Origin of the sequence: Streptomyces sp. NPDC090798, assembly GCF_044768965.1 — a bacterium.
In the GTDB taxonomy this organism is placed as follows: domain Bacteria; phylum Actinomycetota; class Actinomycetes; order Streptomycetales; family Streptomycetaceae; genus Streptomyces.
This window is the reverse complement of sequence record NZ_JBIVXA010000013.1, coordinates 35,857-62,438: the sequence shown is the minus strand read 5'-3', so window position 1 is coordinate 62,438 and position 26,582 is coordinate 35,857. Positions and strand designations below refer to the sequence as shown.

Sequence of the window (26,582 nt, the reverse complement as noted above, 5' to 3'; positions counted from 1 at the left end):
TGTTCAAGACTGTAACCGAAGGCCAGGACAGTTGAGATAGTCGTCCGAACCGCGAGATGGATCACACCGTGAGACACCGGGTGATCAGACAGTGAGGAGCCGCAGACTGTGCTGAAGGAAACTGAGCGCTGGCTGAGCAATCGCTCCTGGTCCGTGACCGATCGCCCGCTCCACCAACTCATGTCCGCCAAACGGGCCACGGGCTCCTCGGTGAGCGTCGTCCTGCCGGCGCTGAACGAGGAGGAGACGGTCGGCGAGATCGTCGCCATCATCCGCCACGACCTGATGCAGCAGGTGCCCCTCGTCGACGAGATCGTCGTCATCGACTCGGGCTCGACCGACCGCACCTCGGAGGTGGCCGCCGCGGCGGGCGCGCGCGTGGTGCACCGGGACGAGATCCTGCCGCGCATCCCGACCGTGCCCGGCAAGGGCGAGGTGCTGTGGCGTTCCCTCCTCGTGACGAGCGGGGACATCATCTGTTTCATCGACGCGGACCTGAAGGAGTTCTCCTCGGACTTCGTCGCCGGGATCGTGGGACCGCTGCTCACCGAGCCCGGTGTGGACCTCGTCAAGGCGATGTACGACCGTCCGCTCGGCGGTGCGGCGGGCCAGGGCGGCCGGGTCACCGAACTCATGGCCCGCCCCCTCCTCAACATGCACTGGCCGCAGCTGGCCGGCTTCGTGCAGCCGCTCGGCGGGGAGTACGCGGCCCGCCGCTCGCTGCTCGAACAGCTCCCCTTCCCCGTCGGGTACGGGATCGAGCTGGGCATGCTGGTCGACGCCCTGCACCTGGTGGGCCTGGACGCGCTCGCCCAGGTCGACGTGGGCGTGCGCAAGCACCGCCACCAGGACGGGCAGGCACTGGGCCGGATGTCCGCCGCGATCTACCGCACGGCCCAGCTCCGGCTGGCCCGCGGCCACCTGATCCGCCCGGCCCTCACCCAGTTCGAACGGGGCGGGGACGGTTTCGAGCCGCGCACGTACTCGGTGGACACGGAGGAACGTCCCCCGATGGTCGAAATCGCCGAGTACCAGAAACGAAGGGCGGCGTAGCAGCGCCCCCGCAAGGGGCGCGGGGAACTGCGCGCTCAGCCCCCACCGGCCGGAAGATCACATACGACCCCTCATATGGCCAACGGGAACGTTTGAGCGTTTCCATGCGGGGCTAAGTTTCGAGGCATGGTTTCAACGCAAGGCGCCCACCACATCCTCGTCGCGTCCAACCGCGGCCCGGTCACCTACGAGGTCCAGGAGGACGGCTCGCTGCGCGCCAAGCGCGGTGGCGGCGGGCTGGTCTCGGGCCTCTCCGCGATCGGGCCGGACGCGGGGGCCCTGTGGGTGTGCTCGGCGCTCGGCGACGGCGACCGCGAGGCGGTCCGGCGCGGGGTCGCCGAGGAGGGCGTACGGATGCTGGACATCGACGCCGACGTGCACGCGGACGCGTACAACGGCATCGCGAACTCCGTGCTGTGGTTCGTCCACCACATGCTGTACCAGACCCCGCTGGAGCCGGTCTTCGACGCGGAGTTCCGGCGCCAGTGGGCGTCGTACGAGGCATACAACCGCGCGTTCGCCGAAGCGCTGGCCGCGGAGGCGGCGCAGGGCGCGGTGGCGATCGTCCAGGACTACCACCTGACCCTCGTCCCCGGGATGCTGCGCGAGCTCCGCCCCGACCTGCGGATCGGCCACTTCTCGCACACCCCCTGGGCGCCGGTCGACTACTTCCGGATACTGCCCGACGACATCGCCGAGCAGGTGCTGCGCGGCATGCTCGGCGCGGACCGGCTCGGCTTCCTCACCCGGCGCTGGGCGGACGCGTTCACCGCCTGCTGCGACGCGCTCGTCGGCGGGCTCGGCGACACCCGGATCGGCGTGCACGGGCTCGGCGCGGACGCCGACTTCCTGCGCAGGCGCTCGCACGAGGCGGACGTCGCGGACCGTATGGCCGCGCTGCGCGAGCAGGTCGGCGAGGGCCGCAGGACGATCGTGCGGGTCGACCGGACCGAGCTGTCGAAGAACATCGTGCGGGGTCTGCTGGCGTACCGGCAGCTGCTGGAGGACCACCCCGAGTGGCGCGAGCGCGTCGTCCACGTGGCCTTCGCCTACCCCTCCCGCCAGGACCTGGCCGTCTACCGCGACTACACGGCCGAGGTGCAGCGCGTGGCGACCGAGATCAACGCCCGCTACGGCACACCGGGCTGGACCCCGGTCGTCCTCCACGTCAAGGACGACTTCGCCCGCTCCCTGGCCGCGTACCGGCTCGCCGACGTCGCCCTCGTCAACCCCATCCGCGACGGCATGAACCTCGTCGCCAAGGAGGTTCCGGTCGTCTCCGACGAGGGGTGCGTGCTGGTGCTCTCACGGGAGGCGGGGGCGTACGAGGAGCTGGGCGAGGACGCGGTGGTGGTGAACCCGTACGACGTGGTCGGCACCGCGCGGGCGCTGAACGCGGCGCTGACCATGCCGGTGGGTGAGCGGGCGGAACGTACGAAGCGGTTGGCTGCCGCCGGGACCGCGTTGCCTCCGGCGCAGTGGTTCTTGGAGCAGTTGCGGGAGTTGGAGGGATAGCGGGGTCGGTCGTCTGTCGGTGCGGGTCGCGTGTGGCTGGTCGCGCCCACGCGGCGGAGCCGCTATGTCACAGCCTCGCGCCCCTGACGGGGCGCTGTAGTCGGCCGGGGATCAACGGTCCAGGCGACTCGCCAATGCCTTCAGCAGGCGTACCACTCCCGCGGGGCCGTCGACCACAAGATCCGCTCGTTCGGTCAGTTCGGTGACTTCCGCGCTGCCGCTGCACACCAGCAGGCCCGGGACGCCGTCCGAGCGGAGTTTGTCGACGGCGGCGAAGGCGGGGAGGTCGCCCAGGTCGTCGCCGGCGTACATGACGGCTTCGGCGTGGACCTCGCGGACGTACTCCAGGAGGGCGACGCCCTTGTCCATGCCCGGGGGACGGAGTTCGAGGACCATCCGACCGGGTTCGACGATCAGGCCGTGGCGGGTGGCGAGGTCGGTGAGGGGTTCGCGCAGTGCCTCGAACGCGGCCTGGGGATCCTCCGCGCGGCGGGTGTGGACGGCGACCGCGCGGCCCTTCTCCTCGATCCAGGTGCCGTGCCAGGCACCGATGCTGTCGAGGACCCCGGGCAGCTCGGCGCGGACGGCGGCGACGCCGGGGTGCGGGGCGGGGGCGGTGACGGTGCCGGTGCGGGCGTCCCAGCGTTCGGCGCCGTAGTGGCCGAGGACGACGAGGTGGTCGAGGCCCGGGACGCCCGCGAAGCCGCCGTGGCGGACCGCCACGCCGGCCGGGCGGCCGGTGACGACGGCGACGGAGGCGACCTTCGGGGCGAGGGCCGCGAGGGCGGGGACCGCGTCGGGGTGGGCGCGGGCCTGCTCCGGGTCGGCGACGATGGGGGCGAGTGTTCCGTCGAAGTCGAGCGCGATGACGGCCCGGCCGGGCCGGGTGAGGATGGCGTCGAGGCCGTCGCGTCCGGCGGGGGTCACGGGTGTCGGCAAGGGTTCCGTGACGTCCGGGGATTGCGGGGTTTCCGAGTGGCTGCCCATGCCCCGACCCTATCCGCGCACCCCCGGGCGCACCCACGGCTCACCGAGTCACACCGGGCGGTGTCAGCGTTCCGCGCGGCGAGTGTCCCGGATGCGGCGGAGGCGGTTCACCGTGATCGGGTCGTGGGCGAGGGCGCGGGGGTCGTCGAGGAGGGCGTTGAGGAGTTGGTAGTAGCGGACGGGGGCGAGGCCGAGCTGCTCACGTATCGCTCGCTCCTTCGCGCCGGGCCCCGCGAAGGAACGGCGCTCCATGGCGAGGATCCCCCGCTCCCTCCCGCTCAGTTCGTCCATGACCGCACCGTAGCTCCCGCCACCGACAACGGAACTACCCCGCGGAGTCCGTCGTGGTCGCCGTCTGCTGGAGCGAGCCGAGGATCCCGGCCGGGCTGCCGTCCGGGGAGACCGCCCTGCCGATCTGCTTCTTGATGTCGGCGCTGACGGAGGCCCAGGACGTCTTGCCGACCGGATAGAGCTGGGAGGAGGGGAGCTCGTCCAGGAACGGGGTGAGGTCCGCGTCGTCGCTGTCCGCCGCCATCGCCTCGGACGCGGACGTCGTGACCGGCAGCAGGTCGTACTCGTGCGAGAAGGCGAGCACGTTCTTCTCGCTGTAGACGTAGTCGAGGAACGTACCGATCTGATCCTGGTGGCCGTTCTTCTTGAAGGCCATCATCCAGTCGGCGACACCCATCGTGGCCCGGGTCTTCCCGCTGACGCCGGGCATCGGCACCATTCCGAACTTCACGCCCTTGTCGGCGGCCATCTTCATCAGCGTGGGGTGCCCGTTGAGCATCCCGACCTCGCCGCGCGCGAACGCCGCGAAGGCGTCTGCGCGATTGAGCTTCGCGGGCGCGACCGGTCCGGTCAGCCCCTTGCCGACCAGGTCGTCCTTGAGCCAGGTGAGGGTGGCGACGTTCTGGGCGGAGTCGAGGCTGTAGGTGCCGACGTCGTCGGTGTAGCCGTCGCCGCCGCTCAGCAGCCACTGCATGGTCTCGGCCTGCGCCTCCTCGGGACCGAGGGGCAGCGCGTACGGGATCTTCACGCCCCGGGCCTTCAGCGCCTGCGCGTCGGCGGCCAGCTCGCTCCAGGTCGTCGGCGCGCTGATACCCGCGGCGGAGAACAGCTTCTTGTTGTAGAAGAGCAGCCGGGTGGAGGCGGCGAACGGCATGCCGTACTGCACCCGGTTCATCTTCCCCGCATCGGTGAGCTGCGCGACGAAGTCGGCCTGGACGGGTATGGAGAGCACTTCTTCGGCCTTGTACAGCTCGCCCTTGTCGGCGTAGTCGGCGTACGCGCCGATCTGCGCCATGTCGGGGGCGTCGCCCCGGTCCACCATCTCCTTGACCTTGCGGTCGACGTCCGTCCACGGGTAGACGCTGACCTCGACCTTGGTCCCGGGGTGGTCGGCCTCGTACGCCTTGACGAGCTTGTCCCAGTACTTCTGGGAGCTGTTGGCCTTGGAGTCCCCGTAGTCGGCGGCCACGAGTCTGAGGGTCACATCCCCCGAACCGGCCGAGCTGCCGCAGCCCGCGAGGGTCGCCGTCATGCCCAACGCGGACGCCGCCGCGATCAGTACCGTTCTACGTCCTGTCCTACGCCGCTGCACCGCGCTACTCCCAACCCCCGGCCGCCCCTGTCCAGAGGCTGTCCGTCTTTGCTTCTGCGTCCGTTGCATCCGTCTCGGAATGCGGATACAAGGTCTACACCACGCGAGTGGACTAGACCTCTCCTGGGGTAAGGGGCGACACTGTCCCCCGTGAGACATGTCATCGCCCTCGATGTGGGCGGCACCGGGATGAAGGCCGCCCTGGTCGGGCCGGAGGGCGAGCTCCTCCACCAGGCCCGCCGCGCCACCGGCCGCGAGCGCGGTCCGGACGCCGTGGTCGACGCGATCCTCGACTTCGCCGCCGAGCTGCGCACCTACGGCGAGCACCACCTCGGCGAGTCCGCGGCGGCCGCCGGAGTCGCCGTCCCCGGCATCGTCGACGCCGGCCGGGGCGTGGCGGTGTACTCGGCCAACCTGGGCTGGCGCGACGTCCCGATGCGCCGGCTGCTCGGCGACCGGCTGGGCGGGGTGCCGGTGGCGCTCGGACACGACGTGCGCACCGGCGGGCTCGCGGAGGGCCGGATCGGCGCGGGGCAGGGGGCCGACCGTTTCCTGTTCGTCCCTCTCGGCACCGGCATCGCGGGCGCGATCGGCATCGACGGTGGCGTCGAGGCGGGCGCGCACGGTTTCGCGGGCGAGATCGGGCATGTCGTCGTACGCCCCGGCGGGACCCCGTGTCCGTGCGGGCAGCACGGCTGTCTGGAGCGGTACGCGTCCGCCGCCGCCGTCAGCCTGGCCTGGGCCGAGGCCTGCGGGGACCCGGCGGCGGACGCCGCCGACTGCGCGAAGGCCGTCGAGTCCGGGGACGCGCGGGCGCGGGAGGTCTGGCAGGACGCCATCGACGCGCTCGCCGACGGGCTCGTCACCGCGCTCACCCTGCTGGACCCGCGCACTCTGATCATCGGTGGCGGACTCGCCGAGGCCGGGGAAACCTTGTTCACACCGCTACGGGCCGCCGTCGAGCGGCGCGTCACCTTCCAGAAACTGCCGTCCCTCGTCCCCGCGGCCCTCGGGGACACGGCCGGCTGCCTGGGCGCGGGCCTGCTGGCCTGGGACCTGCTGAATCAGCCGACCACTTCCCCATCGACTTCGGAGGTAACCACCTGATGGCCCCTAGAACGGTTCTCGCCGGTGCCAGGGTGGTACTGCCCACCGGAGTCGTCGACGACGGTCGTGTGATCGTCGACGGCACACGCATCGCCGGCAGCGCGCCCTCGTCGGCGCGGACACTGGACCTGTCGGGCCACTGGCTCGTCCCCGGCTTCGTGGACCTCCACAACCACGGCGGCGGCGGTGCCTCCTTCACCTCCGGGACCGTCGAGGAGGTCCTGCAGGGCGTCCACACCCACCGGCTGCACGGCACCACCACCCTCGTCGCCTCGACCGTGACCGGTGACATGGACGGCCTCGCCCAGCGCGCCGGGCTGCTCTCCGAGCTGGCCGAGCAGGGCGACATCGCGGGCATCCACTTCGAGGGCCCGTTCATCTCGCCGTGCCGCAAGGGCGCGCACTCCGAGGAACTGCTGCGCGACCCGGATCCGGCCGAGGTCCGCAAGCTGATCGACGCGGCGCGCGGCCGGGCCAGCATGGTCACCCTCGCCACCGAGCTGCCGGGCGGCATCGACTCCGTACGCCTGCTGGCCGAGCACGGGGTGATCGCGGCGATCGGGCACACGGACGCGACGTACGAGCAGACGGTGGAGGCCATCGACGCGGGCGCGACCGTGGCCACGCACCTGTTCAACGCCATGCCCGCGCTCGGACACCGCACGCCCGGCCCGATCACCGCCCTCCTCGAGGACGAGCGGATCACCGTCGAGCTGATCAACGACGGCACCCACCTCCACCCCGCCGCGCTCCAGCTGGCGTTCCATCACGCGGGCGCGGACCGGGTGGCGTTCATCACGGACGCCATGGACGCGGCGGGCTTCGGCGACGGCCGCTACCGGCTCGGCCCGCTGGAGGTCGAGGTCAGCGAAGGGGTCGCCCGGCTGGTGGAGGGCGGCTCGATCGCGGGCTCCACGCTCACCCTCGACCGCGCCTTCCAGCGGGCGGTGACCGTCGACCGGCTGCCGGTCGAGGACATCGTCGCGGCCCTGTCCGCCAACCCGGCCCGCCTGCTCGGCCTGTACGACACGGTGGGCTCGCTGGAACCGGGCAAGGACGCCGACCTGGTGGTCCTGGACGCGGAGTTCACCCTCAAGGGCGTGATGCGCCGGGGCGAATGGGTGGTTGACCCACAACTGGGCTGATTCGCCCTCCGATTGGAACGCGATGTGACGTACGGCGGTCGTCCTGGGACTGGGCCGACCGCCATTGTCTTTGGCATGATCGAGCCTCCGGATTCTCCGGAACTCGAAACTGTCGGCCAGCGCATTCATCGGGGGAGGTCGGTCCGGGTGATCCTCACGGTCACACTGAACACCGCTCTCGACATCACCTATCGCGTACGGTCCCTGCGCCCGCACACCGCGCACCGGGTGACCGAGGTGACCGAACGCCCCGGCGGCAAGGGCCTGAACGTGGCCCGGGTGCTCGCCGCCCTCGGCCACGAGGTGATTGTCACGGGCTTCACGGGCGGCGTGACGGGCCGCACCCTGCGGGACCAACTCACGGACACGCCCGGGGTGGTGGACGCGCTGATCCCGGTCGAGGGGCCGACGCGCCGCACGATAGCCGTGGTCGACACGACGACGGGTGACACCACTCAACTCAACGAACCAGGACCGGAGATCACCCCTGCCGAGTGGGCAGCCTTCCAGGAGGCGTACGAGGTGCTGCTGCGCTCCGCCTCAGCGGTGGCCCTGTGCGGCAGCCTGCCGCCGGGGGTTCCGGTGGGCGCGTACGCGGGGCTGATACGCGCGGCCCGCGCGGCGGCCGTCCCGGTCCTCCTGGACACCAGCGGCGAACCTCTGCGCCGGGGCGTCGCCGCCCGTCCCGACATCGTCAAGCCGAACGCCGACGAACTGGCCGAACTCACCGGCTCCCACGAGCCGTTGCAGGCGACCAGGGACGCCCGCAGGCGCGGCGCGCACGCCGTCGTGGCCTCACTGGGGGCCCAGGGCCTGCTCGCCCACACCCCGGACGGCCTCTGGCGCGCCACCCCACCGCGCCGCGTCCACGGCAACCCGACCGGCGCGGGCGACTCGGCGGTCGCGGGCCTGCTGTCGGGGTTGGTGGAGCGGCTGTCCTGGCCGGACCGGCTGGCCCGCGCGGTCGCCCTGTCGGCGGCGACGGTGCTGGCGCCGGTGGCGGGGGAGTTCGACCGGGGTGCGTACGAGGAGCTGGTGGAACGGGTGTCGCTGACCGGGGAGATCAGCGCGGCCTGAAACCGACCAACTGTGGCCGTCTCCATGAGTGCGACGGCGTCGGCCGATCGGTGAAGTGGGACGGAACGACGGGTTGGGTAGCCGTCCTCTGCGTCGAAGGCGGACGCATCTGAGCCATGCTGGTGACCGTTCCTGGCGTCACCTCGGCGGCCGTCGGAAGCCCACACCTCCGACGGCCACCGAGGTTGGGATCCCCCCAGGGACTCAGCCGCCGGAATTGACCCAGCCGTTGACCAGCCACATCTGGTCGATGAGGGCGTCGCACTGGTTGCCCTGCTCGCACGAGAGCTTGATGGTGTTCGTGCCCTTGTCGAGCTGGATCCAGTTGTAGGTCTTCGTCCAACCCTTCTCGTAGGCGCCCGCGGCGGCGCCCGTCCAGTTCTTCAGGCCGACAGGCGTCTTGGAAGCCGTGCCATTAACCGTGAGGGTGGCGGTGCCGTCCTTGCCGGGGACGCTGTAACCGACGTACACGCTGTACTTGCCGGACTTAGGGATGCCGTTGACGGTCCAGGTGACGGAGGCGCCGACCTGGTTGAAGCCGGTCACGTAGACGCCGCCGTCCGCCTTGGCGCCCTTGACGTCTGACGCGGTGGCGGTTCCCCCGTCCAGCCGCAGGGCCTTCGCGTCGCTCTTCGGCAGGTCCCCCGTGCTCGCGCTGCTGCTGGCCGACTGGCTCGGCTGGGCGCTCTGGGACTGCGACGGGGTGGAACCCGCCGTGTCCTTGCTCTTGTCGTTCGAGTTGCCGTTCATCATCGCGACGCCGATGCCGATGACGACCGCGGCGACGACCGCGATGGCGCCGATCAGCAGGCCCTTGGTGTTCGGTCCGCGGCCACGGCCACCGCCGCCCCCCGACGACTGCCGGCCGGTCGGGGCACCGCCGGGGACCGTCTCGGGTGCCGAGTAGTGCGCGTTCGGCTGGCCGTAGGCGCCCTGCTGCGGCACCTGGCCGTACGGTGCGGTCGGGGCGGCCTGCTGGCCGTACTGCGCGGTCGGGGCCTGCTGGCCGTAACCGGACTGCTGCTGTCCGTACTGGCGCTCGCCGACCGCCCGCACCCGGTTGACCGAGCCGGGGTAGCCGTAGCCGCCGCCTCCGCTGGGCGGAGTGGCGCCGTTGGCCTGACCGTCGGCGTACAGATAGCCGAACGGGTCGTCGTCCTCGGGCGTGCTCGCGCCGTTGTTGCCGGGCGTCATCCCTACGTACTCCTCAACAGGTGCGGTACAGATGCGGTTCACGAAAGGAAGGGCGTAAATGCCGAGCCTACCCGCTCCCAGAGGACCAAACGGGTGGGCTTCCTCGCATCAACCCAGTGACCTGCGACTTATCCGGCGACTTATCCGGCACGCCGATGCTGTTTGGGACGAGACCGTTTCTCGACGTACATCCGTTCGTCAGCGGATTTCAAGACCTCGTCCGCCGTCATGCCACAGTGTGCCCAGCCGATGCCGAAACTGGCGCCCACCCGGACGGCCCGGCCGTCCACACGGATCGGCGGGATGATCGCGTTCCGCAGTCGTACGGCGAGGTCAGCGGCGTCCGCGCGGCCGAGCCCGTCGGCGAGCACCACGAACTCGTCGCCGCCGAGCCTGGCCACCGTGTCGCCGTCCCGGACACCGTTGGTCAGGCGTCTGGCGACCTCGATGAGCACCGCGTCGCCCGCGTTGTGCCCGAAGCGGTCGTTGATCGACTTGAAGCCGTCGAGGTCGCAGAAGAGCACCGCGAGCCCCTTGGTGCCGTCGTCCGTCTCACCCTCGGGCGCGATGGTGTGCACATGGTGGTCGAAGGCGTCGTACGCGTCGAAGCCCGGCGCGAGGTCGAACCCGTGCCCGCTCCCGTTGCCCGCGGTGCCCGCGTCGCCGCCGAGGTGGCCGTCGTAGGCGTTGGCGTTGTGCTCGGCCGCCTGGTCCGCGAACGGGCCGTGCCCGTACGCGGCGTCCAGGGACTCGACCGTGCCCGGCTGAAGGGCTCCGGGGCGCCGGCAGAGGCGGGAGCCCAGGCGGGAGCGCAGCTCGGCCGAGTTCGGCAGGCCGGTGAGCGAGTCGTGCGAGGCGCGGTGGGCGAGCTGAAGCTCGCGGCGCTTGCGCTCCTCTATGTCCTCGACGTGCGTGAGCAGGAAGCGGGGGCCGTCGGCGGCGTCCGCGACCACGGAGTTGCGCAGTGAGACCCAGACGTAGGTGCCGTCGCGGCGGCCGAGTCTGAGCTCGGCGCGCCCGCCCTCGGCGGACGTCCGGAGCAGGGTGCCGATGTCCTCGGGGTGCACGAGGTCGGAGAAGGAGTAGCGGCGCATCGCGGAGGCGGGGCGGCCGAGGAGGCGGCACAGGGCGTCGTTGGTGCGCAGGATGCGGCCGTGCTGGTCGCCGCCCATCTCGGCGATGGCCATGCCGGAGGGGGCGTACTCGAAGGCCTGCCGGAAGCTCTCCTCGCTGGCGCGCAGGGCCTGCTGCTCGCGCTCGAGCCGGACCAGGGCGCGCTGCATATTGGCTCGTAGACGCGCGTTGCTAATGGCGATGGCGGCCTGGAAGGCGTACATCTGGAGCGCCTCACGCCCCCACGCGCCGGGGCGCCGTCCGTTGCGCGGCCGGTCCACGGACAGGACGCCGATCAGCTCACCGGTGCTGCCCCCGGAGATCCCCGGGGTGTACATGGGCGCGAAGAGGCGGTCGGAGGGGTGCCACTCGTCCTCGAAGCGGGGCGCGGGCCCGTCGGTGTACCACTGCGGTACGTCGTCGTCGTCGAGGACCCAGCCCTCGGTGTGCGGAATGAAGCGCAGATCACCCCAGGCCTCGCCCATGTTCAGCCGGCGGTCCCAGGAGGTGCGGGAGCCGACCCGGCCGGTGATCAGTGCTTCGGCGGCGGAGTTGCCGGCGAGCGCGGCCACCACGAGGTCGCCGTCGGGGCGTACGAGATTGACACACGCCAGCTCGTAGCCGAGGCCCGTGACCACGCCGTCGGCGACGGTCTGCAGCGTGTCCGCCAGGCTCCGCGCGGTGTTCATGTCCGCCATCACCTGATGCAGCTGCCGCAGGGTCGCAAGACGGACATAGGGCTCCGACTCGGTCTCCATTCGCCCTCCCCTCGAGACCTCGCAGCAACTCCAGGGTTGTCTTCGGCGTACCTGGTTCTCTTACGGTTCTCTCGCGTACTACTTGGTAGCTTCGTGCATAGCTTCCCCGCCACTGAATCACAGCGCGCTGCCCACTCGGTACACAGGGTCAACAAAATATGGCTCCTGTGACTCAAGTCACAGCAGAAGATGAGCAATTGAGTGGGGTTTCTGCATTTCCCCCGTGTGTTTACTGAACGCTTATTTGGACGCTGTGTAGACACTGTGAGCAGTTGTGTCCGTCCCGAGACCTAGGACCGGCTCAGGGCCAGGCTTAGGACCCGGCTCGGACCGAGGCCCGATGTGGCACCCCGGGGTCGGAGACTAGCGTTTCGGCGTGCTGAACACTCCCTCTGCCGCTCCACTCACCCCCTCCGTGCATGCTGAGGGGGTGAGCAACGACGAGTTCCGTGCCGCCATGTCCCGGCTGGCCGCGGGTGTGGTCCTGGTGACCGCGCACGAGCCCGCGCTGGACCCGGACGGCCCCGGCGGCGAGGACGTCGGCATGACGGCGACGGCCTTCCTGTCCGTCTCCCTGGACCCGCCACTCGTCATGGTCAGCCTGCGCGAGGGCTCCCGCATGGACGACCTGCTGGACGAACAGCCCCTGTGGGCCGTCTCCGTACTCTCCGAGAGCCAGCGCCACATCGCGGGCCGCTTCGCCATGAAGGGCCGCATCAGCGACCGCCTGCTCTTCGAGGACATCCCGTACGTCCGTGGCGAGACGTCCGGGGCACTCCTGGTGGGCGGCGCCCTGGCGACCCTGGAGTGCCGCACCGAGCAGCGGGTCGCCGCCGGTGACCACACCCTCGTCATCGGGCGGGTGCTGGCCGCCTCGGTACCGAGCGGGGACGGCGGACCGCTGCTGTACTTCAAGGGGCGCTACCGGCAGTTGGGCTGACGCCCTTTCTTCGGGGCCCGGGGGCCGGGGGCTACCGGTCGAGGACGGTGACGTCCAGCCCGGCCAGCCGCCCCGGGTCGTTGAGGATGTCGATGACGGCGATCCTGTCGTGCACGACCGTGAAGGCGAGGACACCGACGGGGCGTCCCTCCGCGACCACGACCACACCCGCGGCGCCGTTGACGAGGGCGGGCCGCGCGATCCGGGCCAGGTGCGCGTACCCGCTCGCCCCCGAGGCCACGGCGATCGCACCGGCCGTCACGCCGGCCGCGCTCCGCGCCACCACGTCCGGGTCGAGCACGGCGACGAGCGCGTCGAAGTCACCCTCCCGCGCCGCCGCGAGGAACGCGTCCACGACCGCCCGCTGTCGCGCCAGGTCGGGATCGGGCGCGGGCGCCCCGCCCTGGACCCTGCGCCGGGCCCGGCTGGCGAGCTGACGGGACGCCGCCGACGTACGGCCCACGAGGGGCGCGATCTCCTCGAAGGGCACCGCGAACAGGTCGTGCAGCACGAAGGCGAGCCGTTCGGCGGGCGTCAGCGTCTCCAGTACGACCAACAGGGCGAGGCCCACCGAGTCGGCGAGCAGCGCCTCCTGTTCGGGGTCGATGCCCGAGACGGGGCTGAGCACCGGCTCCGGCATCCGGACGCCGGGCCCTTCCGCCAGGGGGCCGAGCGGCTCCTCACCACGACTTCGGCGGGAGCGCAGCATGTCGAGACAGACCCGGCCGACGACGGTCGTCAGCCAGCCGCCGAGGTTGTCGACCCGGTCGGCGTCGACGCGGCTGAGCTTGAGCCAGGCCTCCTGGACGGCGTCGTCGGCCTCCGCGAGCGAGCCGAGCATGCGATAGGCGACGGCGCGGAGGTGAGCGCGGTGGGATTCGAATCGCGCGGCGAGAAATTCGTTCGCGTTCGCGCCGTCCTTCGCGTTCTCGGCCTTCTTCGCGTTCGCGTTCTTCGCATTCTTGTCGTCATTCCCGTTCTCTCCGGGAAATTCGCTGTCGCTCATACGTCACATCTCCTGGTCGCCGCCGCGGTCCGGCACGGACTTGCCCGTCATGGCATTGACGGACCGCGGCCTGCTGATGTGACGTCACGTCTCGGGGACGGCGCTCAGCCGCAGCCGGCTGCCGTCCCCGGAGCGCTCCACTTCGACCTCGTTCACGGAATCGTCCGCGAAGCGGAGGGTGAAGTACGGACTGGCCTCGATCAGGAACTGCATGTCCTCCCGCGCGCCGCTGTCCAGCGGCGCGGAGACGACGGCGTCCCACGCACGGGCGTCGGGCACGGCGGCCTGCCGCAGCCGGACGGGGATCCGCGCCAGGCAGGTCGATCGATTGGCCCACCACTCCAGGTGCGCCCTGTCCTCGTATCCGTCCATTCCATGAGATTAGCGACAACTCGCCACAAAGGCCTGTCGCCTCATGGCGTCTCATGCCTATGGCAGTGGCCGACACGCCCGCTGAAGACTCTCGGGCCTAACCCCAGTCGCGTCCGGAGCGGCCCCGCTTGGTGTCGGAGCGTTGCTTCTTCTCGCGCAGCCGCCGCTCGTTGATCCCCCGGGGGATGCGGGTGGCCCGGCGGGGCTTGGGCGGTGGCGCGGTGGCCTCGGCGAGCAGGGAGGCGAGCCGTACGGCCGCGGTCTCCCGGTTGCGCCACTGCGACCGGTGTTCGGACGCGCGGACGCTGATGACGCCGTCGACGAGCCGCCCGGCGAGCTTGACGAGGGCGCGCTCCTTCCAGACCGGGGGCAGCGCCTCGGTCTTCGCGAGGTCGAACCTCAGCTCGACCTGCGAGTCACTGGTGTTGACGTGCTGTCCGCCGGGCCCGCCGGAGCGGGAAAAACGCCACAGGAGCTCGGCCTCGGGGAGGGAGACGGAGCCGCGGATGACGTAAGGACCGGACATGGGTCCATGGTCGCGTGGATGTCCGGTCCACGTCACCCCGTTTTCGCCGCCACGTGTCCGCCAAGAGGGTAAAGAAAGTAAAGAGGGCAGGAACCTTCGACACCCCTCTTGGCGTTCTTAGGGGTAGCTGTAGCTTCGTGCCCGTACGAAGCCCATACGTACGGGCACAGCGCACGTACGTAACGAGGGAAGGGACTCCCAACAATGGCTGTAAGCCTGTCCAAGGGTGGCAACGTCTCGCTCACCAAGGAGGCTCCGGGCCTGACCGCCGTCACCGTGGGCCTCGGCTGGGACGTCCGCACCACCACGGGCACCGACTTCGACCTCGACGCCTCGGCCATCGCGGTCAACACCCAGGGCAAGGTCTACTCCGACGCCCACTTCGTCTTCTTCAACAACAAGCAGACCCCGGACCAGACCATCGTCCACACCGGCGACAACCGCACGGGCGAGGGCGCGGGCGACGACGAGGCGATCAACGTCAACCTGGCGGGCCTCCCCGCCGACGTCGACAAGATCGTCTTCCCGGTCTCCATCTACGACGCGGAGAACCGCTCGCAGAACTTCGGCCAGGTCCGCAACGCCTACATCCGCATCCTCAACCAGGCCGGCGGCACCGAGATCGCCCGCTACGACCTGAGCGAGGACGCCGCCACCGAGACGGCCATGGTCTTCGGCGAGCTCTACCGCAACGGCGCGGAGTGGAAGTTCCGCGCGGTCGGCCAGGGTTACGCCTCGGGCCTCGTGGGCATCGCCCAGGACTTCGGCGTCAACGTCTGATCCGTACAAGGCGGTTGAAGGAGCCCCTGACCCGGGACACCGGGCCGGGGGCTCCTCGCGTTCCCACAGCCCACAGCCCACCACCCTCGCTCCCTGTCCCATAGGGATATCCCCACGTTCCGAACAAGTTACTGAAACCTTCAAGCATTCACCTCTAGGCTCCCAGGCGTCCCACCCACCCCCCACGGGAAACGGAGCCCCCACCTCATGTCCCACTCCATGTCCGACTTATCGGACGAGCACTGTACGGACGACAGCGCTCCCCCCACCGTCCTGATGGACAACCAGGCACTCGACGACTTCCTCACCGCCGCGGTCACCGAGTACCAGCTCATCACCCCCCGAACCCCCCTCCCCTGCTTCGCCCTCCTCCTGGGCAACGCCGGCCGGGGCACCCTCCACATCGAACGCGTCGCCTTCGGCCGCAACGCACGCACCTCGGACCCGGCCGCCCGCCTCGAGTTCAGCGAGACGATCGTGCCCCGCTTCGGACCGGCCTACGAGAACGAGCACCGCGCCTGGTGGATCGACTCCCGGGACCTCCTCAAGGCCTCCAAGGAAGCGGACGCCCTGGGCCTGGAACTGCTGGGCTCCATCCACATGCACCCCGACTGGCACCGCATAGGGCCGCCGCAGGAACGCGCCGTCGTCCTCAGCGAGCGCCCCACTCCCATGGACCGCCACGTCTTCGGGCAGACGGCCTGGCCGATCAACATCATCTGCTACCTGGAGCGCCGGGCCGACGCGTTCTACCACGCGCTCGCGGCCTGGGCCCCGCCCCCGGCCGAACATCTCGACAGCGACTGCACCGAACTCCCCCTGCGCGTCCGTACGAGCACCGCGGTAGGTGTCTGACGTCATGACGACCGCCGAAACGCACTCGATCCACGCCCTGTGGGAAACAATGGCCCGCGCCTGGGCATCGGCCGACGCCGCGCTCTTCGCCTCCGTCTTCTCCCCGGACTGCGACTTCACCACCGTGCGGGGGGACAAGCCGCCGGGCCGGGCGGGCATCGCGGCCGGCCACGACCGCCTGTTCCGCACCCGGTACGCCTCGACGCGCCTGGACGTGAGGATCGTCGCCGTCCGTCACCTGCGCCCCGACCTGGCGACGGTCGAGGCCGAGTCGACGGTCCTCACCGCCGCGGACACGCCCCTGGCGAAGACACACGCCCTGGCGATAGCGGAACGGACCGCCACCGGGGACTGGCACCTCACCGCGTTCCACAACATGATCCCGGCGATCCCGAAGGAGACAGCCGCCGTGCCGCAACCCGCCGAGTCCGAACAGGCCCGTCCCAAGCTCCGCCACCTGGCGATCGTCGCCAAGGACCCGGAGAAATTGGCCGCCTTCTACACGTCGATCTTCTCGATGGAACTCTTCCACCGGGACCCCGACGGCAGTTGCTTCCTCTCCGACGGCCACCTCTCCCTGGCCCTCATCAAGCACCGCCTCGACGGCGACACCCCGCTCGGCATGAACCACTTCGGTTTCCACATCTCCGACACGGAAGCCACCTCGGCGGCCCTGGTCGAAGCGGGCGCGGACAAGCCCGCCGAACGCTTCACCGACCGCCCCTTCGCCGAATACCGGGCCATGGACCCGGAGGGCAACTGGTTCGACCTCTCCGAACACGGCTTCGGCGGCCCCCGCCCCCCGTCCACCCCTGACAAGACCTGACCGTCCCCCGCTCCTCCTCACCCGTGCCCGGCCACCACCGGGCACGGGACCGAGTGACCAGTGCAGCGGCAGGCAAGGTCTGCCCGCCGGGGCGAACGTTGCCTGTCGCGGCACTAGCCTGCACCGCGTGATTCTCGAAGCCCTCGCACCCGGCCACGACATCCCCGTCGCCCTCCTCACCGAACTCACTTCCCTCTACGCCTCCCAGCACGAGTTCTTCTCCCTGAGCGGGGACTTCCCCGACGCCCACGACATCCGGCCGGAGCAGGTCGCGGCGGCGCTCACCGAGGAGATGGCACATCCGGGTGTCGAGGTGCTGCTCGCGCGGAGTGCGGAACTGCTCGTCGGGGTCGCGATCACCCTCGCGCACCACCCTGACCCCACCGATCCGGATCCGTGGATCGGACTGCTGATCGTGGACGCGAGGGAGCGGCGGAAGGGCTACGGGCGTGAGCTCGTGGCGCTCGTCGAGGAACGGTTCCGCCGCGCGGGCCGAGAAGCCGCCCGCCTCGCCGTCCTCGACAACAACCCCCGGGGCCTCGCCTTCTGGACCGCCCTCGGCTACGAGACCATCGGGCACCGCGAGGACCGCCAACTGGGCCGCCCCTGCGCGGTGCTGCGCAAAGCGCTGAACGGGAGGACCTGAGTCACGCCCGGGACGGCTTGCCCTCTCCGTACAGCCAGTCCTTCCAGATGCCACTGAAGTCCTTGTCCGGGGCCTTCTTCTCGACGTACGCCGTGAAGTCGGCCGTGGACGCGTTGGCGTGGCGGTGGGTGGCGGCCCAGCCCTGGATGATGTCGTAGAACGTGTCGTCGCCGACGGTCCGGCGGATCTTGTGCAGGACCATCGCGCCGCGGTCGTAGACGGGCGGGTCGGAGATGTGGGCCGCGCTGGAGGGCCTGGCGGGCGGAAAGGCCCAGACCGCCTTGTTCTTCTCGGGGGTGTCGTAGTAGTCGCCCCGGTAGAGGGAGTTGAAGATCTCGTCGGCGCTCTCGCCGTCGTGGTCCTCCTGATACAGCCACTCCGCGTATGTGGCGAAGCCCTCGTTGAGCCACATGTCCTGCCACGACTTGGGCGTGACGGAGTCGCCGTACCACTGGTGGGCCAGTTCGTGGACGAGGGTGCCGGTGTCCGGGGCGCCGGGGAAGACGGGGCGGGTCTGGGTCTCCAGGGCGTAACCCGCGTCGTCGCCTCGGTCCACGATCGCGCCCGTCGAAGAGAAGGGGTACGGGCCGAAGTTGTACGCCTCCCAGTCCATGATCTCGGGGATCTCGGACAGCACCTTCTTCGCGGCCGCGGTCTGCGTCGGGTCCACCGCGACATACACGGGCAGGCCGTTCTTCGTCGTCGAGCGCGTGATGACGTACCGGCCGATCGCGACCGTGGCGACATAGCTGGCCATGGGTTCGGCGGTGTGCCAGGTGAAGGTCTTGCGGCCGTCGGCCGCCGTCGTCTCGCTCTTCAACTCGCCGTTGGAGACCGCCTGCAGGCCCTTCGGGACGGTGACGGCGATGTCGTACGTCGCCTTGTCGGAGGGGTGGTGGTTGCCGGGGAACCAGGCCATCGAGCCGGTGGGTTCACCGAGGGCGAGGGCGCCGTCGGCCGTGCGCAGCCAGCCCTCCTGCGAGCCGTCCGGGTCGGTGAGCGTCTCGGGGGTGCCGGAGTAGCGGACCGTCGCGCGGAACGTCTCGCCCCTGTCGAGGTCGCTGTGCGGGCGCACGGTCAGCTCCTGGCCCGCCCGGTTCCAGCGGGCCTCCTTGCCCTCGACGGTGACGGCGGCGACGTCCATGCCCTTCAGGTCCAGGTCGAAGGCGCTGAGGTTCTGGGTGGCCCGGGCGGTGATCTCGGCGGTGCCGTCGAGATGGCGCGCCTTGGGGTCGTAGGAGAGGGTCAGGGCGTAGTGCGTGACGTCGTAGCCACCGTTGCCCATCTTCGTGAAGTACGGATCCCGGACCCCGGTGGCACCGGGCTTGCCGTGCACACCACCGCCGCCGCACGCGGTGAGGGTGAGCGCGAGAGCGAGGGCCGGGGCCGGGGCAAAGCGGACGGCGATGGAAGATCGGGGCACACCAGCGATCCTACGAGGCCCTGACAACCCCACTCCAGGCCGCGCGCGTCTTGCGGAGCGGGGCCCCGTCCCCGGAGCCGTACCCCCTCCCCCAGGCCCATGACACCATCACCTACGTGCTCGACATCGGCTACGCCCTCTCCAACCGCTTCCCCGACCCCCCGCAGACCGACTACCGCCGCGCGGACGTCCACGCGCTGCGGCACGACCTGTTCTGCGGTGACGTCTATCTCGCCGACACCAAGGCGGACCGGGAGCTGTCCACAGCCTGGGGATGGGTGCCGGTGCTCGACTTCGCGTGGGCCCTGTGCGACATCGTGGAGCAGCTCGACCGGGACCCGCGCGGCAGCCGTGCCTCGCGCCCCCAGCACGCGGAGCTCGACTTCACCGAGTCGACGGACCGCATGCTCTTCGAGCGGCGCTTCGGCTGGGTGGACATCGAGGCCGACTGGATGCCGGGCGAAGAGGAGCCGCTGACCTTCTCCCACTCCGCACTCCGCCGCGAGGCCCGCGACTTCCTGCACGACCTGATCGCCGACCTCACGGACCTGCACGACGACCTCGCCGAGAACCCGGCGATCTGGACCCTTCAGGCCCGCTTCCCCCGAGTGGGCTGAGACCCCCGTACCCCCCCACTCGGCCCCGACTCCTTACGCTCCCGGTCCCGGTCCCCCGTCCACCCGCACCCCCAGTGCCGCGGCGAACACGGGCGCCAGGTCGAGCAACTGGCTCGGACTGATCACCGCCCCCGCCAGCCGGTCCACGCCCCGAGCGATGTCCAGCTCCGCCGCGTGGCGCAGGTCCACGTCCGTCAGGGTGGCCGCGGTGAGGTCCGCCCCCTTCAGGACGCAGTCCACGAACTCCACGCGCTCCAGCCGGGCGCCCCCGAAATCCGGCTCGACCAGCACGCATCCCTCGAAGACGACGTCCTTGAGCCGGGCCTTGCGCAGGTTCAGGTAGTCGATCTTGCCGCCGCGGATCAGAACCCGCTCCAGCACCGCCCCGTGCAGCTGCACCCCGCCCAGCCGGGCGTCCACCAACTCGACGTCGCGCAAGGTCGACTCGGCGAGATCGGTGCCCACGCCCCGTATGCCCGTCAGGACCGAGTCCAGCAGCCGCGCGTGGTGCAGTCGCGTCTCGTCCAGCGCGCACCCCGTCAGGGCGCAGTCCATGAAGGTCGCTCCCGCGCCGTCCTGCCCGACGAAGTCCGCCTCCCGGAACTCCAGCCCGTCATAGTCCCCGTCCGGCTCCAGCTCGGAGCCGTCATGGGGTTCCAGCGGCGGCAGCCGCACCTCCGGCCGCCGCGCCCCCTGGCCCCGCCCGCTCGCCCCGCCCGCCGCTTTTCGCACCATGCCCCCATCCTGCACTCCGCCACTGACAACACCCCCGACCCGCGCCCGTGACCACGCCCCGCACCCGCGCCTTGACCTCAAGCGCGCTTGAGGCTGAACGCTGAGCCGCACCACCACCGAGCAGTCGAGCACGCCTGAGCACGTCAGCGAGGGAGACCGTCATGCACGCCATCCGCCTGCACAGCTTCGGCCCGGCCGAGAACCTCACCTACGAGAAGACCGAGGATCCCGAGCCGGGCCCGGGCCAGGTGCGTATCGCCGTGGCCGCGGCCGGTGTCCACCTCCTGGACGCCGCCCTGCGCGCGGGCGCCCGGGGCCCGGCGCCCGCCCCCACGCCGCTGCCCACGATCCCCGGCCGTGAGGTCGCCGGCACCGTCGAGTCCCTCGGCGCGGGCGTCGAGGGCCACTGGCTCGGCAGGCCCGTCGTCGCCCACCTCGGATTCGCCCCCGGGGGCTACGCCGAGCTGGCCGTCACCGACGTCGACCGCCTGCACGAGATCCCGGGGAACCTGGACTTCGCCCAGGCCGTCGCCATGATCGGCACGGGCCGTACGACGATGGGGATCCTCCGGTTCGCCGAGCTGGGCCCCGGCTCCGTGGCCCTGATCCCCGCCGCCGCGGGCGGTATCGGCACCCTGCTCGTGCAGTACGCCCGGCACACGGGTGCCACCGTGATCGGTCTCGCGGGCGGCCCGGAGAAGGTGGCCCGCGTCCACGAGAACGGCGCCGACCTGGCCGTCGACTACAAGGACGCCGACTGGCCGGACCGGGTCCGCGCCCATCTGGGAGGGAAGCCGGTCACGGTCGTCTTCGACGGTGTCGGCGGTGACGTCGCCCGCGCCGCCGTCGGCCTCCTCGGCCCCGGCGGGAGACACCTCGTCTTCGGCTGGTCGGGCGAAGGCATCCGGAGCGGCGGCCCGCTGCTCGTGGAGGGCGTGTCCGAGCAGGTCCTCGGGCCCGTGATGCTGCGCGGGGCGGGCGGTCCCGACCCTGTCCGCACCCTGGAGCTGAGGGCTCTCGCCGAAGCCGCCGCGGGCCGCCTCACCCCGGCCGTGACCCGTTTCCCGCTGGCCGCCGCGGCCGCCGCCCACCGAGCCCTGGAGACCCGCGCCACCCTCGGAAAGGTGGTTCTGGAGCCATGAACCGGGATCACTGTCCGGAAAGATGCGATACATACCAATTCATGGTCTTCTGGGCAAGTGAGCGCCCCCCGATCAGGTGAACGCGGAGCCCCTGGAGCCTCCCAAGGCGCCGACTCCCGCCGCTGGTGGGGCCTGGTGATCATCGCCCTCGCGCAACTGATGGTCGTCCTCGACGCGACCATAGTGAACATCGCGCTTCCCTCCGCGCAGCGCGCTCTGGGCATGTCCGACGGCAACCGGCAGTGGGTCATCACCGCGTACACGTTGGCCTTCGGCGGTCTCCTGCTGCTCGGCGGGCGGATCGCGGATCTCGTCGGCCGCAGACGCACCTTCGTCTGCGGCCTCATCGGCTTCGCGGCCGCCTCCGCGATCGGCGGCGCGGCCGACAACTCCGCCATGCTCTACGGCGCCCGCGCCCTCCAAGGCGCCTTCGCCGCCGTCCTGGCCCCCTCCGCGCTCAGCCTGCTGACCACCACCTTCACCCACCCGAAGGAGCGCGGAAAGGCCTTCGGCGTCTACAGCGCCCTCGCGGGCAGCGGCTCGGCGATCGGGCTCATCATGGGCGGGCTGCTGACCGAGTACCTGAACTGGCGCTGGTGCCTGTACGTCAACATCCCCATAGCCGTCGTCGGGGTCTTCGGCGCGTTCGCGCTGCTGCCCGACCCCCCGGGCAACGCCCGCGCCCGGCTCGACATCCCCGGTGTGCTGCTCGGCTGCGGCGGACTGGTCACGATCGTCTACGGAGTCAGCGAGGCGGAGGCGCGCGGCTGGACGGACCCGCTGGTGCTGGCCCTCCTCGCGGGCGGAATCGTGCTGCTGACCGCGTTCGTGTACTGGCAGACGAGGGCCCCGAGCCCGCTGCTGCCCCTCCACATCATCAAGGACCGCACGCGCGCGGGCTGTTTCCTGACGATGGCCCTCGCCGTCATCGGCATGTTCGGCATTTTCCTGTTCATGACCTACTACTTGCAGGTCGTCCTCGGATACTCGCCCGTGTGGACGGGCCTGGCCTTCCTGCCCATGACGGCCGCGATCGTCATCTGTACGACGCAGATCTCGGCGCGGCTGCTGCGCCGGGTGGCACCGCGCGTGCTGATGGTCCCCGGAGCGCTCCTCGCGGCCTCCGGGATGCTGTTCTTCACCCACATCACGGTCAACGCCGACTACGCGGGCCGGCTGCTGCCCGGTCTGATCCTGATGGGCCTCGGCATGGGCCTGATCTTCATGCCGATCTTCGCCACCGCCACCGCCGGGGTCGCCCCGCAGGACTCCGGCGCTACCTCCGCGACCGTCAACACCTCACAGCAGGTGGGCGGTTCGATCGGTACGGCCCTGCTGAACACCATCGCCACCACCACCGGCGCGGCCTACATCACCGCGCACCTCACCAACCCCGCCCGGAAGACCCTGATCGTCCGCGAGGGCGTCGTGCACGGCTACACGGTCGCCATCTGGTGGGCCGCCGGAATCATGCTCCTGGCCGGTCTGGTCGCGGGCCTCATGGTCACCGCGAGGACCCCCGCGCAGGCGGCCGCACCGGCCCCCGTGCCCGAGTCAGTCCCCTGAACCCGGCTTCCCCGGCTCCCCCAGCTGCCGCAGCGCCCCGTCCGTCAGCCGGTACACCGTCCACTCGTCCTGCGGACGGGCGCCCAACGCCTCGAAGAACTCGATGGAAGGCCGGTTCCAGTTCAGGACCGACCACTCCAGACGCTCGTACCCGCGCTCGGCGCAGATCCGCGCCAGCTCGGTGAGCAGCGCCTTCCCGTGCCCGCCGCCGCGCGCCCTGGGCCGGACGTACAGGTCCTCCAGGTAGATCCCGTGCACCCCGCGCCAGGTCGAGAAGTTCAGGACCCACAGCGCGAAGCCGACCGGTTCCCCCGCCGCCTCCGCGATGTGCGCGAACGCGGCCGGCCGCTTCCCGAACAGCGCCTCGTGCAGCTGCTGCCGGGAGGCCTTCGCCTCGTCCGGCACCTTCTCGTACTCGGCGAGTTCACGGACCATCGCGTGGATGGCGGGGATGTCGTCGGGGGTCGCGGTGCGAATCATGGGCGCAGTTTCACACACACGTGAAGGGCCCCTCGTAGAGGGACAGAGGCCGCCCGGTGATCAGTGCCGGCCCGCGACGCGGTCCGCCATCCGTGCGAGCCGCGACGACTGCGCACTGTGCGTGGTGAGTTCCCGGCGGTCGGCCGTGCGGTAGGTGGCGTACATCCCCTGCACGCCCACCCAGCGAAACGGCTCCGGCTCCCACTTGCGGACCTTGTGGTCCACCCACGGGAGGGCGGTCAGGTCGGTCGGGCCCGCCTGGCCCGAGTCCTGCTGGATCAGGTCCCGCAGGGTGCGCGCCGCGAGATTCGTCGTCGCGACGCCGGATCCGACGTAGCCGCCCGCCCAGCCGAGGCCGGTGGAGCGGTCCAGGGTGACGGTGGCGCACCAGTCACGGGGGACGCCTAGGACGCCCGACCAGGCGTGCGCCACCCGTACGCCGGCCAGGGAGGGGAAGAAGCGGACCAGGATCTCGTGGAGGGCGTCGATGGTCGCCCGCTGGGTGCGGCCGTCGTTGTCGGTGCGCGAGCCGAAGCGGTACGGGACGCCCCGGCCGCCGAGCGCGATGCGGTCGTCGGCGGTGCGCTGGGCGTACATGTAGGCGTGCGCCATGTCGCCGAGCGTCTCGCGGCCCTCCCAGCCGATCGTCGCCCACTGCTCGGGGGTCAGCCGCTCGGTCGCGATCATGGAGGAGTTCATGGGCAGCCAGGTGCGTTTCTGGCCCTTCAGGGAGGCCGTGAAGCCCTCCGTGCAGCGCAGGACATAGGGGGCGCGGACCGTGCCGTACGGCGTCACCGCGTGCTTCGGGCGGATCTCCGTGACCGGCGTCTTCTCGTGGATCGTGACGCCGAGTGCCTCGGCGGCCGCCGCCAGCCCCTTGATGAGCTTCACCGGGTGCAGACGCGCCCCGTGCGGGGTCCAGGTCGAGCCGACCGCGTCCGCGACCCGGACGCGCTCGACGGTCTCCCGGGCACCGTAGAGCTCGCGGTCCTTCTCGCCGTACGAGAGCTCGTGCTCGTGGAAGGCCTTCAGACGGGCCAGCTGGGCGGGCGTGTAAGCCACTTCGAGGACACCGCCCTGGTGGACGTCCGCCTCGATGCCCTCCTCGGCGGCGACCCGGACGACCTCGTCGACCGTCTCGTTCATCGCCTTCTGAAGGCGGACCGCCGCCTCGTGGCCGTGCAGCTTGGCGTACCGGTCGCGGCCCGCGATGCCGTTGTAGAGCCAGCCGCCGTTGCGCCCGGAGGCGCCGTAGCCGCAGAACTTCTGCTCCAGGACGGTGACACGCAGGAAGGGGGCCGACTTCTTGAGGTAGTACGCGGTCCACAGACCCGTGTAGCCGCCGCCGACGATCACGACGTCGGCGGTCGCGTCACCCGCCAGAGGCTCACGGGGCTCGGGCAGACCGTCGTCCGCGTACCAGAAGGAGATGCCGCCGTTGACCGCGCCGCTTCCTGTGCTGCTGCTCATGGGCGGGACGTTAACCCCTGAGGGTGGCCACTGTCTCCTTCGGATTCCATGCTTTTCCGCGGCCTCTGACCAGCGGATAGCAGCAGAGACCTATCAGGATCGATATGAAATGCCCGAAATCGGTGAAGGTGCGGCCGGTGAGCAGCGGCAGGCCGTAGACGACGAGGATCACCGTCAGATAGAGGTACCGCCACGGCGCCGCGACCCGGTACGTGAGGACCCCCATGGCGCCCGCCAGCGCGTAGCTCACCCCGATGTCCAGGGTGTCGACCGCCGAGTGCGGCGCCGCCCCGCGCCGGATCGCGCCCAGCAGCGCCCCCTCGCTGATCAGCGTCGCCATGACGTGCGCGGCCACCGCGACCGCCAGCCAGCGCAGGGTGCCCAGCCAGCGCTCCGCCTGGGCGTGGAAAACGGTGAAGAGGACGGCGTACGGCAGCCAGAAACCGCCGTCGATCCACATCGCACTGGTGATCAGCACCCGCACGGGGTTGTCCGACAGCTCGTGGATGTTGGTGGACCGCTGACGCAGGAAGTCCTCTTCGAAATCCGGAGACATGTGGTGCAGAGCCACGGTCGTGACGAAGAGGATCGCCAGCCACACGTAGGTACCGGGGGCACTGCGCATGTAGCTCCCGGCGCGGCGCAGGACCCCGTTAATTCGCATGAGCCGCTTCACCACCGCACGTAGGCTCGGCCCCGTGATCGACGTGCCGGTGGGCCTGGCCGCCTCGCAGGCCAAGTACAACGGAGCGGCGGGGCGCGCCTTCGTCGCCGGGCTGCCCGAGCGCGCCGCGCACTTCCTGGAGCGCTGGGAGCTGCGCCTCGATGGCCCCTCCATGCACGGTGTCACGGCGCTGGTCCTGCCGGTACTGCGGGCCGACGGCACCCCGGCCGTGCTCAAGCTCCAGCTCCCGGACGAGGAGAGCGCGGGTGAGCCGGCGGCCCTGCGTGTCTGGGACGGCGGCGCGGCCGTACGCCTCCTCGCCCACGACGAGGCCACCTGCACCCTGCTGCTCGAACGACTCGACCAGACTGGCTCGTTGGCGCACCTCCCCGACACACGCGAGGCCGCCCTGGTCGTCGCACGGCTGCTGGCCCGGCTGACGGCCGCGCCGGCGCCGAAGGGGATGCGGCGGCTCGGTGACATCGCGGAGGCCATGCTGGAGCGGGTGCCGGGGGCCCTGAAGCTGATCGTGGACCCGGCGGAGCGTCGTCTCGTCGAGGACTGCGCGGCGGCGGTGCGCGAGGTGGCGACCGAACCGGGTGACCGTCTCCTCCACTGGGACCTCCATTACGACAACGTCCTCCAGGACCTCCAGGCCCCCGACGGCCTCCAGGACGGGGACGCCCGCTCCGTCGGCCGCGGGCCCTGGGTCGCCATTGACCCCAAGCCGCTCGCGGGCGACCCCGGCTTCGACCTCTGCCCGGCGCTCGGCAACCGCTTCGAGCCCGCAGAGATCCGCTGGCGCTTCGACGCGATGACCGACGTCATGGGCCTGGATCGCGAGCGGGCCCGTGCCTGGACCCTCGGTCGTGTCCTACAGAACACTCTGTGGGAAATCGAGGACGGCCGCCCGCTGGAGGCGGTCCAGCTGGAGATCGCGCGCCGGCTGCGGGGCGCTCCACAGCCGACGCGCGGAGCCTAG

At 70.9% G+C, this 26,582-nt stretch carries 27 protein-coding genes; 14 read left to right on the top strand and 13 right to left on the bottom strand.

Annotated elements, in window-relative coordinates:
• Positions 1 to 108: 108 nt before the first annotated feature.
• The gene (locus tag ACIQTP_RS27280; RefSeq protein ID WP_403404283.1) at positions 109 to 1,053 is read left to right on the top strand and encodes a glucosyl-3-phosphoglycerate synthase; all 945 of its coding nucleotides are present in this window, start codon (positions 109 to 111) and stop codon (positions 1,051 to 1,053) included.
• 126 nt (positions 1,054 to 1,179) lie between these two features.
• The gene (locus ACIQTP_RS27275) at positions 1,180 to 2,568 is read left to right on the top strand and encodes a trehalose-6-phosphate synthase (protein WP_403404280.1); all 1,389 of its coding nucleotides are present in this window, start codon (positions 1,180 to 1,182) and stop codon (positions 2,566 to 2,568) included.
• Positions 2,569 to 2,679: 111 nt separating this feature from the next.
• Here ACIQTP_RS27275 and otsB read toward each other — a convergent pair whose 3' ends face one another.
• From otsB to ACIQTP_RS27260, 3 genes are all read right to left on the bottom strand, one after another.
• On the bottom strand, positions 2,680 to 3,555 hold the full coding sequence (gene otsB, locus ACIQTP_RS27270; RefSeq protein WP_403404277.1) for a trehalose-phosphatase: 876 nt from the start codon (positions 3,553 to 3,555) through the stop codon (positions 2,680 to 2,682).
• A gap of 63 nt (positions 3,556 to 3,618) precedes the next feature.
• The gene (locus tag ACIQTP_RS27265; RefSeq protein WP_067371767.1) at positions 3,619 to 3,846 is read right to left on the bottom strand and encodes a DUF3263 domain-containing protein; all 228 of its coding nucleotides are present in this window, start codon (positions 3,844 to 3,846) and stop codon (positions 3,619 to 3,621) included.
• Between the two features lie 34 nt (positions 3,847 to 3,880).
• Complete coding sequence (locus ACIQTP_RS27260; protein WP_403404274.1) at positions 3,881 to 5,098, bottom strand: ABC transporter substrate-binding protein; 1,218 nt, start codon at positions 5,096 to 5,098, stop codon at positions 3,881 to 3,883.
• 210 nt (positions 5,099 to 5,308) lie between these two features.
• Between ACIQTP_RS27260 and ACIQTP_RS27255 the strand changes: the two genes are divergently transcribed.
• The 3 genes from ACIQTP_RS27255 to ACIQTP_RS27245 all read left to right on the top strand — a co-directional run bounded on the left by ACIQTP_RS27255 (position 5,309) and on the right by ACIQTP_RS27245 (position 8,487).
• The gene (locus ACIQTP_RS27255) at positions 5,309 to 6,265 is read left to right on the top strand and encodes an ROK family protein (protein ID WP_403404271.1); all 957 of its coding nucleotides are present in this window, start codon (positions 5,309 to 5,311) and stop codon (positions 6,263 to 6,265) included.
• On the top strand, positions 6,265 to 7,410 hold the full coding sequence (gene nagA / locus ACIQTP_RS27250; protein ID WP_403404268.1) for an N-acetylglucosamine-6-phosphate deacetylase: 1,146 nt from the start codon (positions 6,265 to 6,267) through the stop codon (positions 7,408 to 7,410). The genes ACIQTP_RS27255 and nagA overlap by 1 nt, the downstream gene beginning before the upstream one ends.
• 147 nt (positions 7,411 to 7,557) lie before the next feature.
• Positions 7,558 to 8,487 (top strand): 1-phosphofructokinase family hexose kinase, encoded by a 930-nt coding sequence (locus tag ACIQTP_RS27245; RefSeq protein ID WP_403404266.1) that lies wholly within the window; start codon positions 7,558 to 7,560, stop codon positions 8,485 to 8,487.
• Between the two features lie 204 nt (positions 8,488 to 8,691).
• On the opposite strand, the gene ACIQTP_RS27240 is transcribed toward ACIQTP_RS27245, so the two are convergent.
• Both ACIQTP_RS27240 and cdgB read right to left on the bottom strand, forming a co-directional pair.
• Positions 8,692 to 9,681, bottom strand: a complete 990-nt coding sequence (locus ACIQTP_RS27240; protein ID WP_403404263.1) for a carbohydrate-binding protein — start codon at positions 9,679 to 9,681, stop codon at positions 8,692 to 8,694.
• A 140-nt stretch (positions 9,682 to 9,821) separates the two neighbouring features.
• On the bottom strand, positions 9,822 to 11,552 hold the full coding sequence (gene cdgB, locus ACIQTP_RS27235; protein WP_402044777.1) for a diguanylate cyclase CdgB: 1,731 nt from the start codon (positions 11,550 to 11,552) through the stop codon (positions 9,822 to 9,824).
• 430 nt (positions 11,553 to 11,982) lie between these two features.
• Here cdgB and ACIQTP_RS27230 point away from each other — a divergent pair, with 430 nt between their 5' ends.
• Positions 11,983 to 12,492 carry a flavin reductase family protein gene (locus ACIQTP_RS27230; protein ID WP_403404260.1) on the top strand — a complete coding sequence of 170 codons (510 nt, stop codon included), beginning with the start codon at positions 11,983 to 11,985 and terminating at the stop codon, positions 12,490 to 12,492.
• A gap of 31 nt (positions 12,493 to 12,523) precedes the next feature.
• Here ACIQTP_RS27230 and ACIQTP_RS27225 read toward each other — a convergent pair whose 3' ends face one another.
• From ACIQTP_RS27225 to arfB, 3 genes are all read right to left on the bottom strand, one after another.
• A complete protein-coding gene (locus ACIQTP_RS27225) occupies positions 12,524 to 13,498 on the bottom strand; it encodes a sigma-70 family RNA polymerase sigma factor (RefSeq protein ID WP_403404257.1) in 975 nt (324 codons plus the stop codon).
• Positions 13,499 to 13,582: 84 nt separating this feature from the next.
• Positions 13,583 to 13,870, bottom strand: a complete 288-nt coding sequence (locus tag ACIQTP_RS27220) for a hypothetical protein (protein WP_067371743.1) — start codon at positions 13,868 to 13,870, stop codon at positions 13,583 to 13,585.
• A gap of 97 nt (positions 13,871 to 13,967) precedes the next feature.
• Positions 13,968 to 14,396 carry an alternative ribosome rescue aminoacyl-tRNA hydrolase ArfB gene (arfB, locus tag ACIQTP_RS27215; RefSeq protein ID WP_402044785.1) on the bottom strand — a complete coding sequence of 143 codons (429 nt, stop codon included), beginning with the start codon at positions 14,394 to 14,396 and terminating at the stop codon, positions 13,968 to 13,970.
• Between the two features lie 204 nt (positions 14,397 to 14,600).
• On the opposite strand from arfB, the gene ACIQTP_RS27210 reads away from it, so the two are divergent.
• The 4 genes from ACIQTP_RS27210 to ACIQTP_RS27195 all read left to right on the top strand — a co-directional run bounded on the left by ACIQTP_RS27210 (position 14,601) and on the right by ACIQTP_RS27195 (position 17,503).
• Positions 14,601 to 15,176, top strand: a complete 576-nt coding sequence (locus tag ACIQTP_RS27210; RefSeq protein ID WP_101404331.1) for a TerD family protein — start codon at positions 14,601 to 14,603, stop codon at positions 15,174 to 15,176.
• A gap of 219 nt (positions 15,177 to 15,395) precedes the next feature.
• Positions 15,396 to 16,031: a hypothetical protein gene (locus ACIQTP_RS27205; protein WP_403404253.1), complete on the top strand. Its 636-nt coding sequence runs from the start codon at positions 15,396 to 15,398 to the stop codon at positions 16,029 to 16,031.
• Between the two features lie 4 nt (positions 16,032 to 16,035).
• A complete protein-coding gene (locus ACIQTP_RS27200; RefSeq protein WP_403404250.1) occupies positions 16,036 to 16,857 on the top strand; it encodes an SgcJ/EcaC family oxidoreductase in 822 nt (273 codons plus the stop codon).
• A gap of 127 nt (positions 16,858 to 16,984) precedes the next feature.
• A complete protein-coding gene (locus ACIQTP_RS27195) occupies positions 16,985 to 17,503 on the top strand; it encodes a GNAT family N-acetyltransferase (protein WP_403404248.1) in 519 nt (172 codons plus the stop codon).
• A 1-nt stretch (position 17,504) separates the two neighbouring features.
• Here the strand turns inward: ACIQTP_RS27195 and ACIQTP_RS27190 are convergent, their stop codons facing one another.
• Positions 17,505 to 18,926 carry a M1 family metallopeptidase gene (locus ACIQTP_RS27190; protein WP_403404245.1) on the bottom strand — a complete coding sequence of 474 codons (1,422 nt, stop codon included), beginning with the start codon at positions 18,924 to 18,926 and terminating at the stop codon, positions 17,505 to 17,507.
• A 116-nt stretch (positions 18,927 to 19,042) separates the two neighbouring features.
• Here ACIQTP_RS27190 and ACIQTP_RS27185 point away from each other — a divergent pair, with 116 nt between their 5' ends.
• Positions 19,043 to 19,543, top strand: coding sequence for a hypothetical protein (locus ACIQTP_RS27185; protein ID WP_403404242.1), 501 nt, complete (start codon positions 19,043 to 19,045; stop codon positions 19,541 to 19,543).
• Positions 19,544 to 19,576: 33 nt separating this feature from the next.
• On the opposite strand, the gene ACIQTP_RS27180 is transcribed toward ACIQTP_RS27185, so the two are convergent.
• Positions 19,577 to 20,278 carry a pentapeptide repeat-containing protein gene (locus ACIQTP_RS27180; RefSeq protein WP_403404239.1) on the bottom strand — a complete coding sequence of 234 codons (702 nt, stop codon included), beginning with the start codon at positions 20,276 to 20,278 and terminating at the stop codon, positions 19,577 to 19,579.
• A gap of 161 nt (positions 20,279 to 20,439) precedes the next feature.
• Here ACIQTP_RS27180 and ACIQTP_RS27175 point away from each other — a divergent pair, with 161 nt between their 5' ends.
• Both ACIQTP_RS27175 and ACIQTP_RS27170 read left to right on the top strand, forming a co-directional pair.
• On the top strand, positions 20,440 to 21,420 hold the full coding sequence (locus tag ACIQTP_RS27175) for a zinc-binding dehydrogenase (protein WP_403404236.1): 981 nt from the start codon (positions 20,440 to 20,442) through the stop codon (positions 21,418 to 21,420).
• Positions 21,421 to 21,477: 57 nt separating this feature from the next.
• Complete coding sequence (locus ACIQTP_RS27170) at positions 21,478 to 22,986, top strand: MFS transporter (protein ID WP_403404233.1); 1,509 nt, start codon at positions 21,478 to 21,480, stop codon at positions 22,984 to 22,986.
• Here ACIQTP_RS27170 and ACIQTP_RS27165 read toward each other — a convergent pair.
• From ACIQTP_RS27165 to ACIQTP_RS27155, 3 genes are read right to left on the bottom strand one after another with little or no spacing between them, the layout of a single operon-like run.
• Complete coding sequence (locus ACIQTP_RS27165) at positions 22,975 to 23,466, bottom strand: GNAT family N-acetyltransferase (RefSeq protein WP_403404230.1); 492 nt, start codon at positions 23,464 to 23,466, stop codon at positions 22,975 to 22,977. The two genes, ACIQTP_RS27170 and ACIQTP_RS27165, sit on opposite strands and share 12 nt — an antisense overlap.
• A gap of 60 nt (positions 23,467 to 23,526) precedes the next feature.
• Positions 23,527 to 24,936 (bottom strand): NAD(P)/FAD-dependent oxidoreductase, encoded by a 1,410-nt coding sequence (locus ACIQTP_RS27160; protein WP_403404227.1) that lies wholly within the window; start codon positions 24,934 to 24,936, stop codon positions 23,527 to 23,529.
• Between the two features lie 10 nt (positions 24,937 to 24,946).
• The gene (locus tag ACIQTP_RS27155) at positions 24,947 to 25,600 is read right to left on the bottom strand and encodes a rhomboid-like protein (RefSeq protein ID WP_403404224.1); all 654 of its coding nucleotides are present in this window, start codon (positions 25,598 to 25,600) and stop codon (positions 24,947 to 24,949) included.
• Between ACIQTP_RS27155 and ACIQTP_RS27150 the strand changes: the two genes are divergently transcribed.
• Entirely contained in the window at positions 25,599 to 26,582 is a 984-nt protein-coding gene (locus tag ACIQTP_RS27150; protein WP_403404221.1) for an aminoglycoside phosphotransferase family protein, read from the top strand. The genes ACIQTP_RS27155 and ACIQTP_RS27150 overlap by 2 nt on opposite strands.

What these genes read in the sequence shown, in the direction of transcription:
- ACIQTP_RS27275 (WP_403404280.1), top strand. Translation starts at nt 1,180, where the DNA reads ATGGTTTCAACGCAAGGCGCCCACCACATCCTCGTCGCGTCCAACCGC.
- otsB (WP_403404277.1), bottom strand. Translation starts at nt 3,555, where the DNA reads ATGGGCAGCCACTCGGAAACCCCGCAATCCCCGGACGTCACGGAACCC.
- ACIQTP_RS27265 (WP_067371767.1), bottom strand. Translation starts at nt 3,846, where the DNA reads ATGGACGAACTGAGCGGGAGGGAGCGGGGGATCCTCGCCATGGAGCGC.
- ACIQTP_RS27260 (WP_403404274.1), bottom strand. Translation starts at nt 5,098, where the DNA reads ATGACGGCGACCCTCGCGGGCTGCGGCAGCTCGGCCGGTTCGGGGGAT.
- nagA (WP_403404268.1), top strand. Translation starts at nt 6,265, where the DNA reads ATGGCCCCTAGAACGGTTCTCGCCGGTGCCAGGGTGGTACTGCCCACC.
- ACIQTP_RS27240 (WP_403404263.1), bottom strand. Translation starts at nt 9,681, where the DNA reads ATGACGCCCGGCAACAACGGCGCGAGCACGCCCGAGGACGACGACCCG.
- cdgB (WP_402044777.1), bottom strand. Translation starts at nt 11,552, where the DNA reads ATGGAGACCGAGTCGGAGCCCTATGTCCGTCTTGCGACCCTGCGGCAG.
- ACIQTP_RS27225 (WP_403404257.1), bottom strand. Translation starts at nt 13,498, where the DNA reads ATGAGCGACAGCGAATTTCCCGGAGAGAACGGGAATGACGACAAGAAT.
- ACIQTP_RS27220 (WP_067371743.1), bottom strand. Translation starts at nt 13,870, where the DNA reads ATGGACGGATACGAGGACAGGGCGCACCTGGAGTGGTGGGCCAATCGA.
- arfB (WP_402044785.1), bottom strand. Translation starts at nt 14,396, where the DNA reads ATGTCCGGTCCTTACGTCATCCGCGGCTCCGTCTCCCTCCCCGAGGCC.
- ACIQTP_RS27210 (WP_101404331.1), top strand. Translation starts at nt 14,601, where the DNA reads ATGGCTGTAAGCCTGTCCAAGGGTGGCAACGTCTCGCTCACCAAGGAG.
- ACIQTP_RS27205 (WP_403404253.1), top strand. Translation starts at nt 15,396, where the DNA reads ATGTCCGACTTATCGGACGAGCACTGTACGGACGACAGCGCTCCCCCC.
- ACIQTP_RS27200 (WP_403404250.1), top strand. Translation starts at nt 16,036, where the DNA reads ATGACGACCGCCGAAACGCACTCGATCCACGCCCTGTGGGAAACAATG.
- ACIQTP_RS27180 (WP_403404239.1), bottom strand. Translation starts at nt 20,278, where the DNA reads ATGGTGCGAAAAGCGGCGGGCGGGGCGAGCGGGCGGGGCCAGGGGGCG.
- ACIQTP_RS27175 (WP_403404236.1), top strand. Translation starts at nt 20,440, where the DNA reads ATGCACGCCATCCGCCTGCACAGCTTCGGCCCGGCCGAGAACCTCACC.
- ACIQTP_RS27165 (WP_403404230.1), bottom strand. Translation starts at nt 23,466, where the DNA reads ATGATTCGCACCGCGACCCCCGACGACATCCCCGCCATCCACGCGATG.
- ACIQTP_RS27160 (WP_403404227.1), bottom strand. Translation starts at nt 24,936, where the DNA reads ATGAGCAGCAGCACAGGAAGCGGCGCGGTCAACGGCGGCATCTCCTTC.
- ACIQTP_RS27150 (WP_403404221.1), top strand. Translation starts at nt 25,599, where the DNA reads ATGAGCCGCTTCACCACCGCACGTAGGCTCGGCCCCGTGATCGACGTG.
- ACIQTP_RS27155 (WP_403404224.1), bottom strand. Translation starts at nt 25,600, where the DNA reads ATGCGAATTAACGGGGTCCTGCGCCGCGCCGGGAGCTACATGCGCAGT.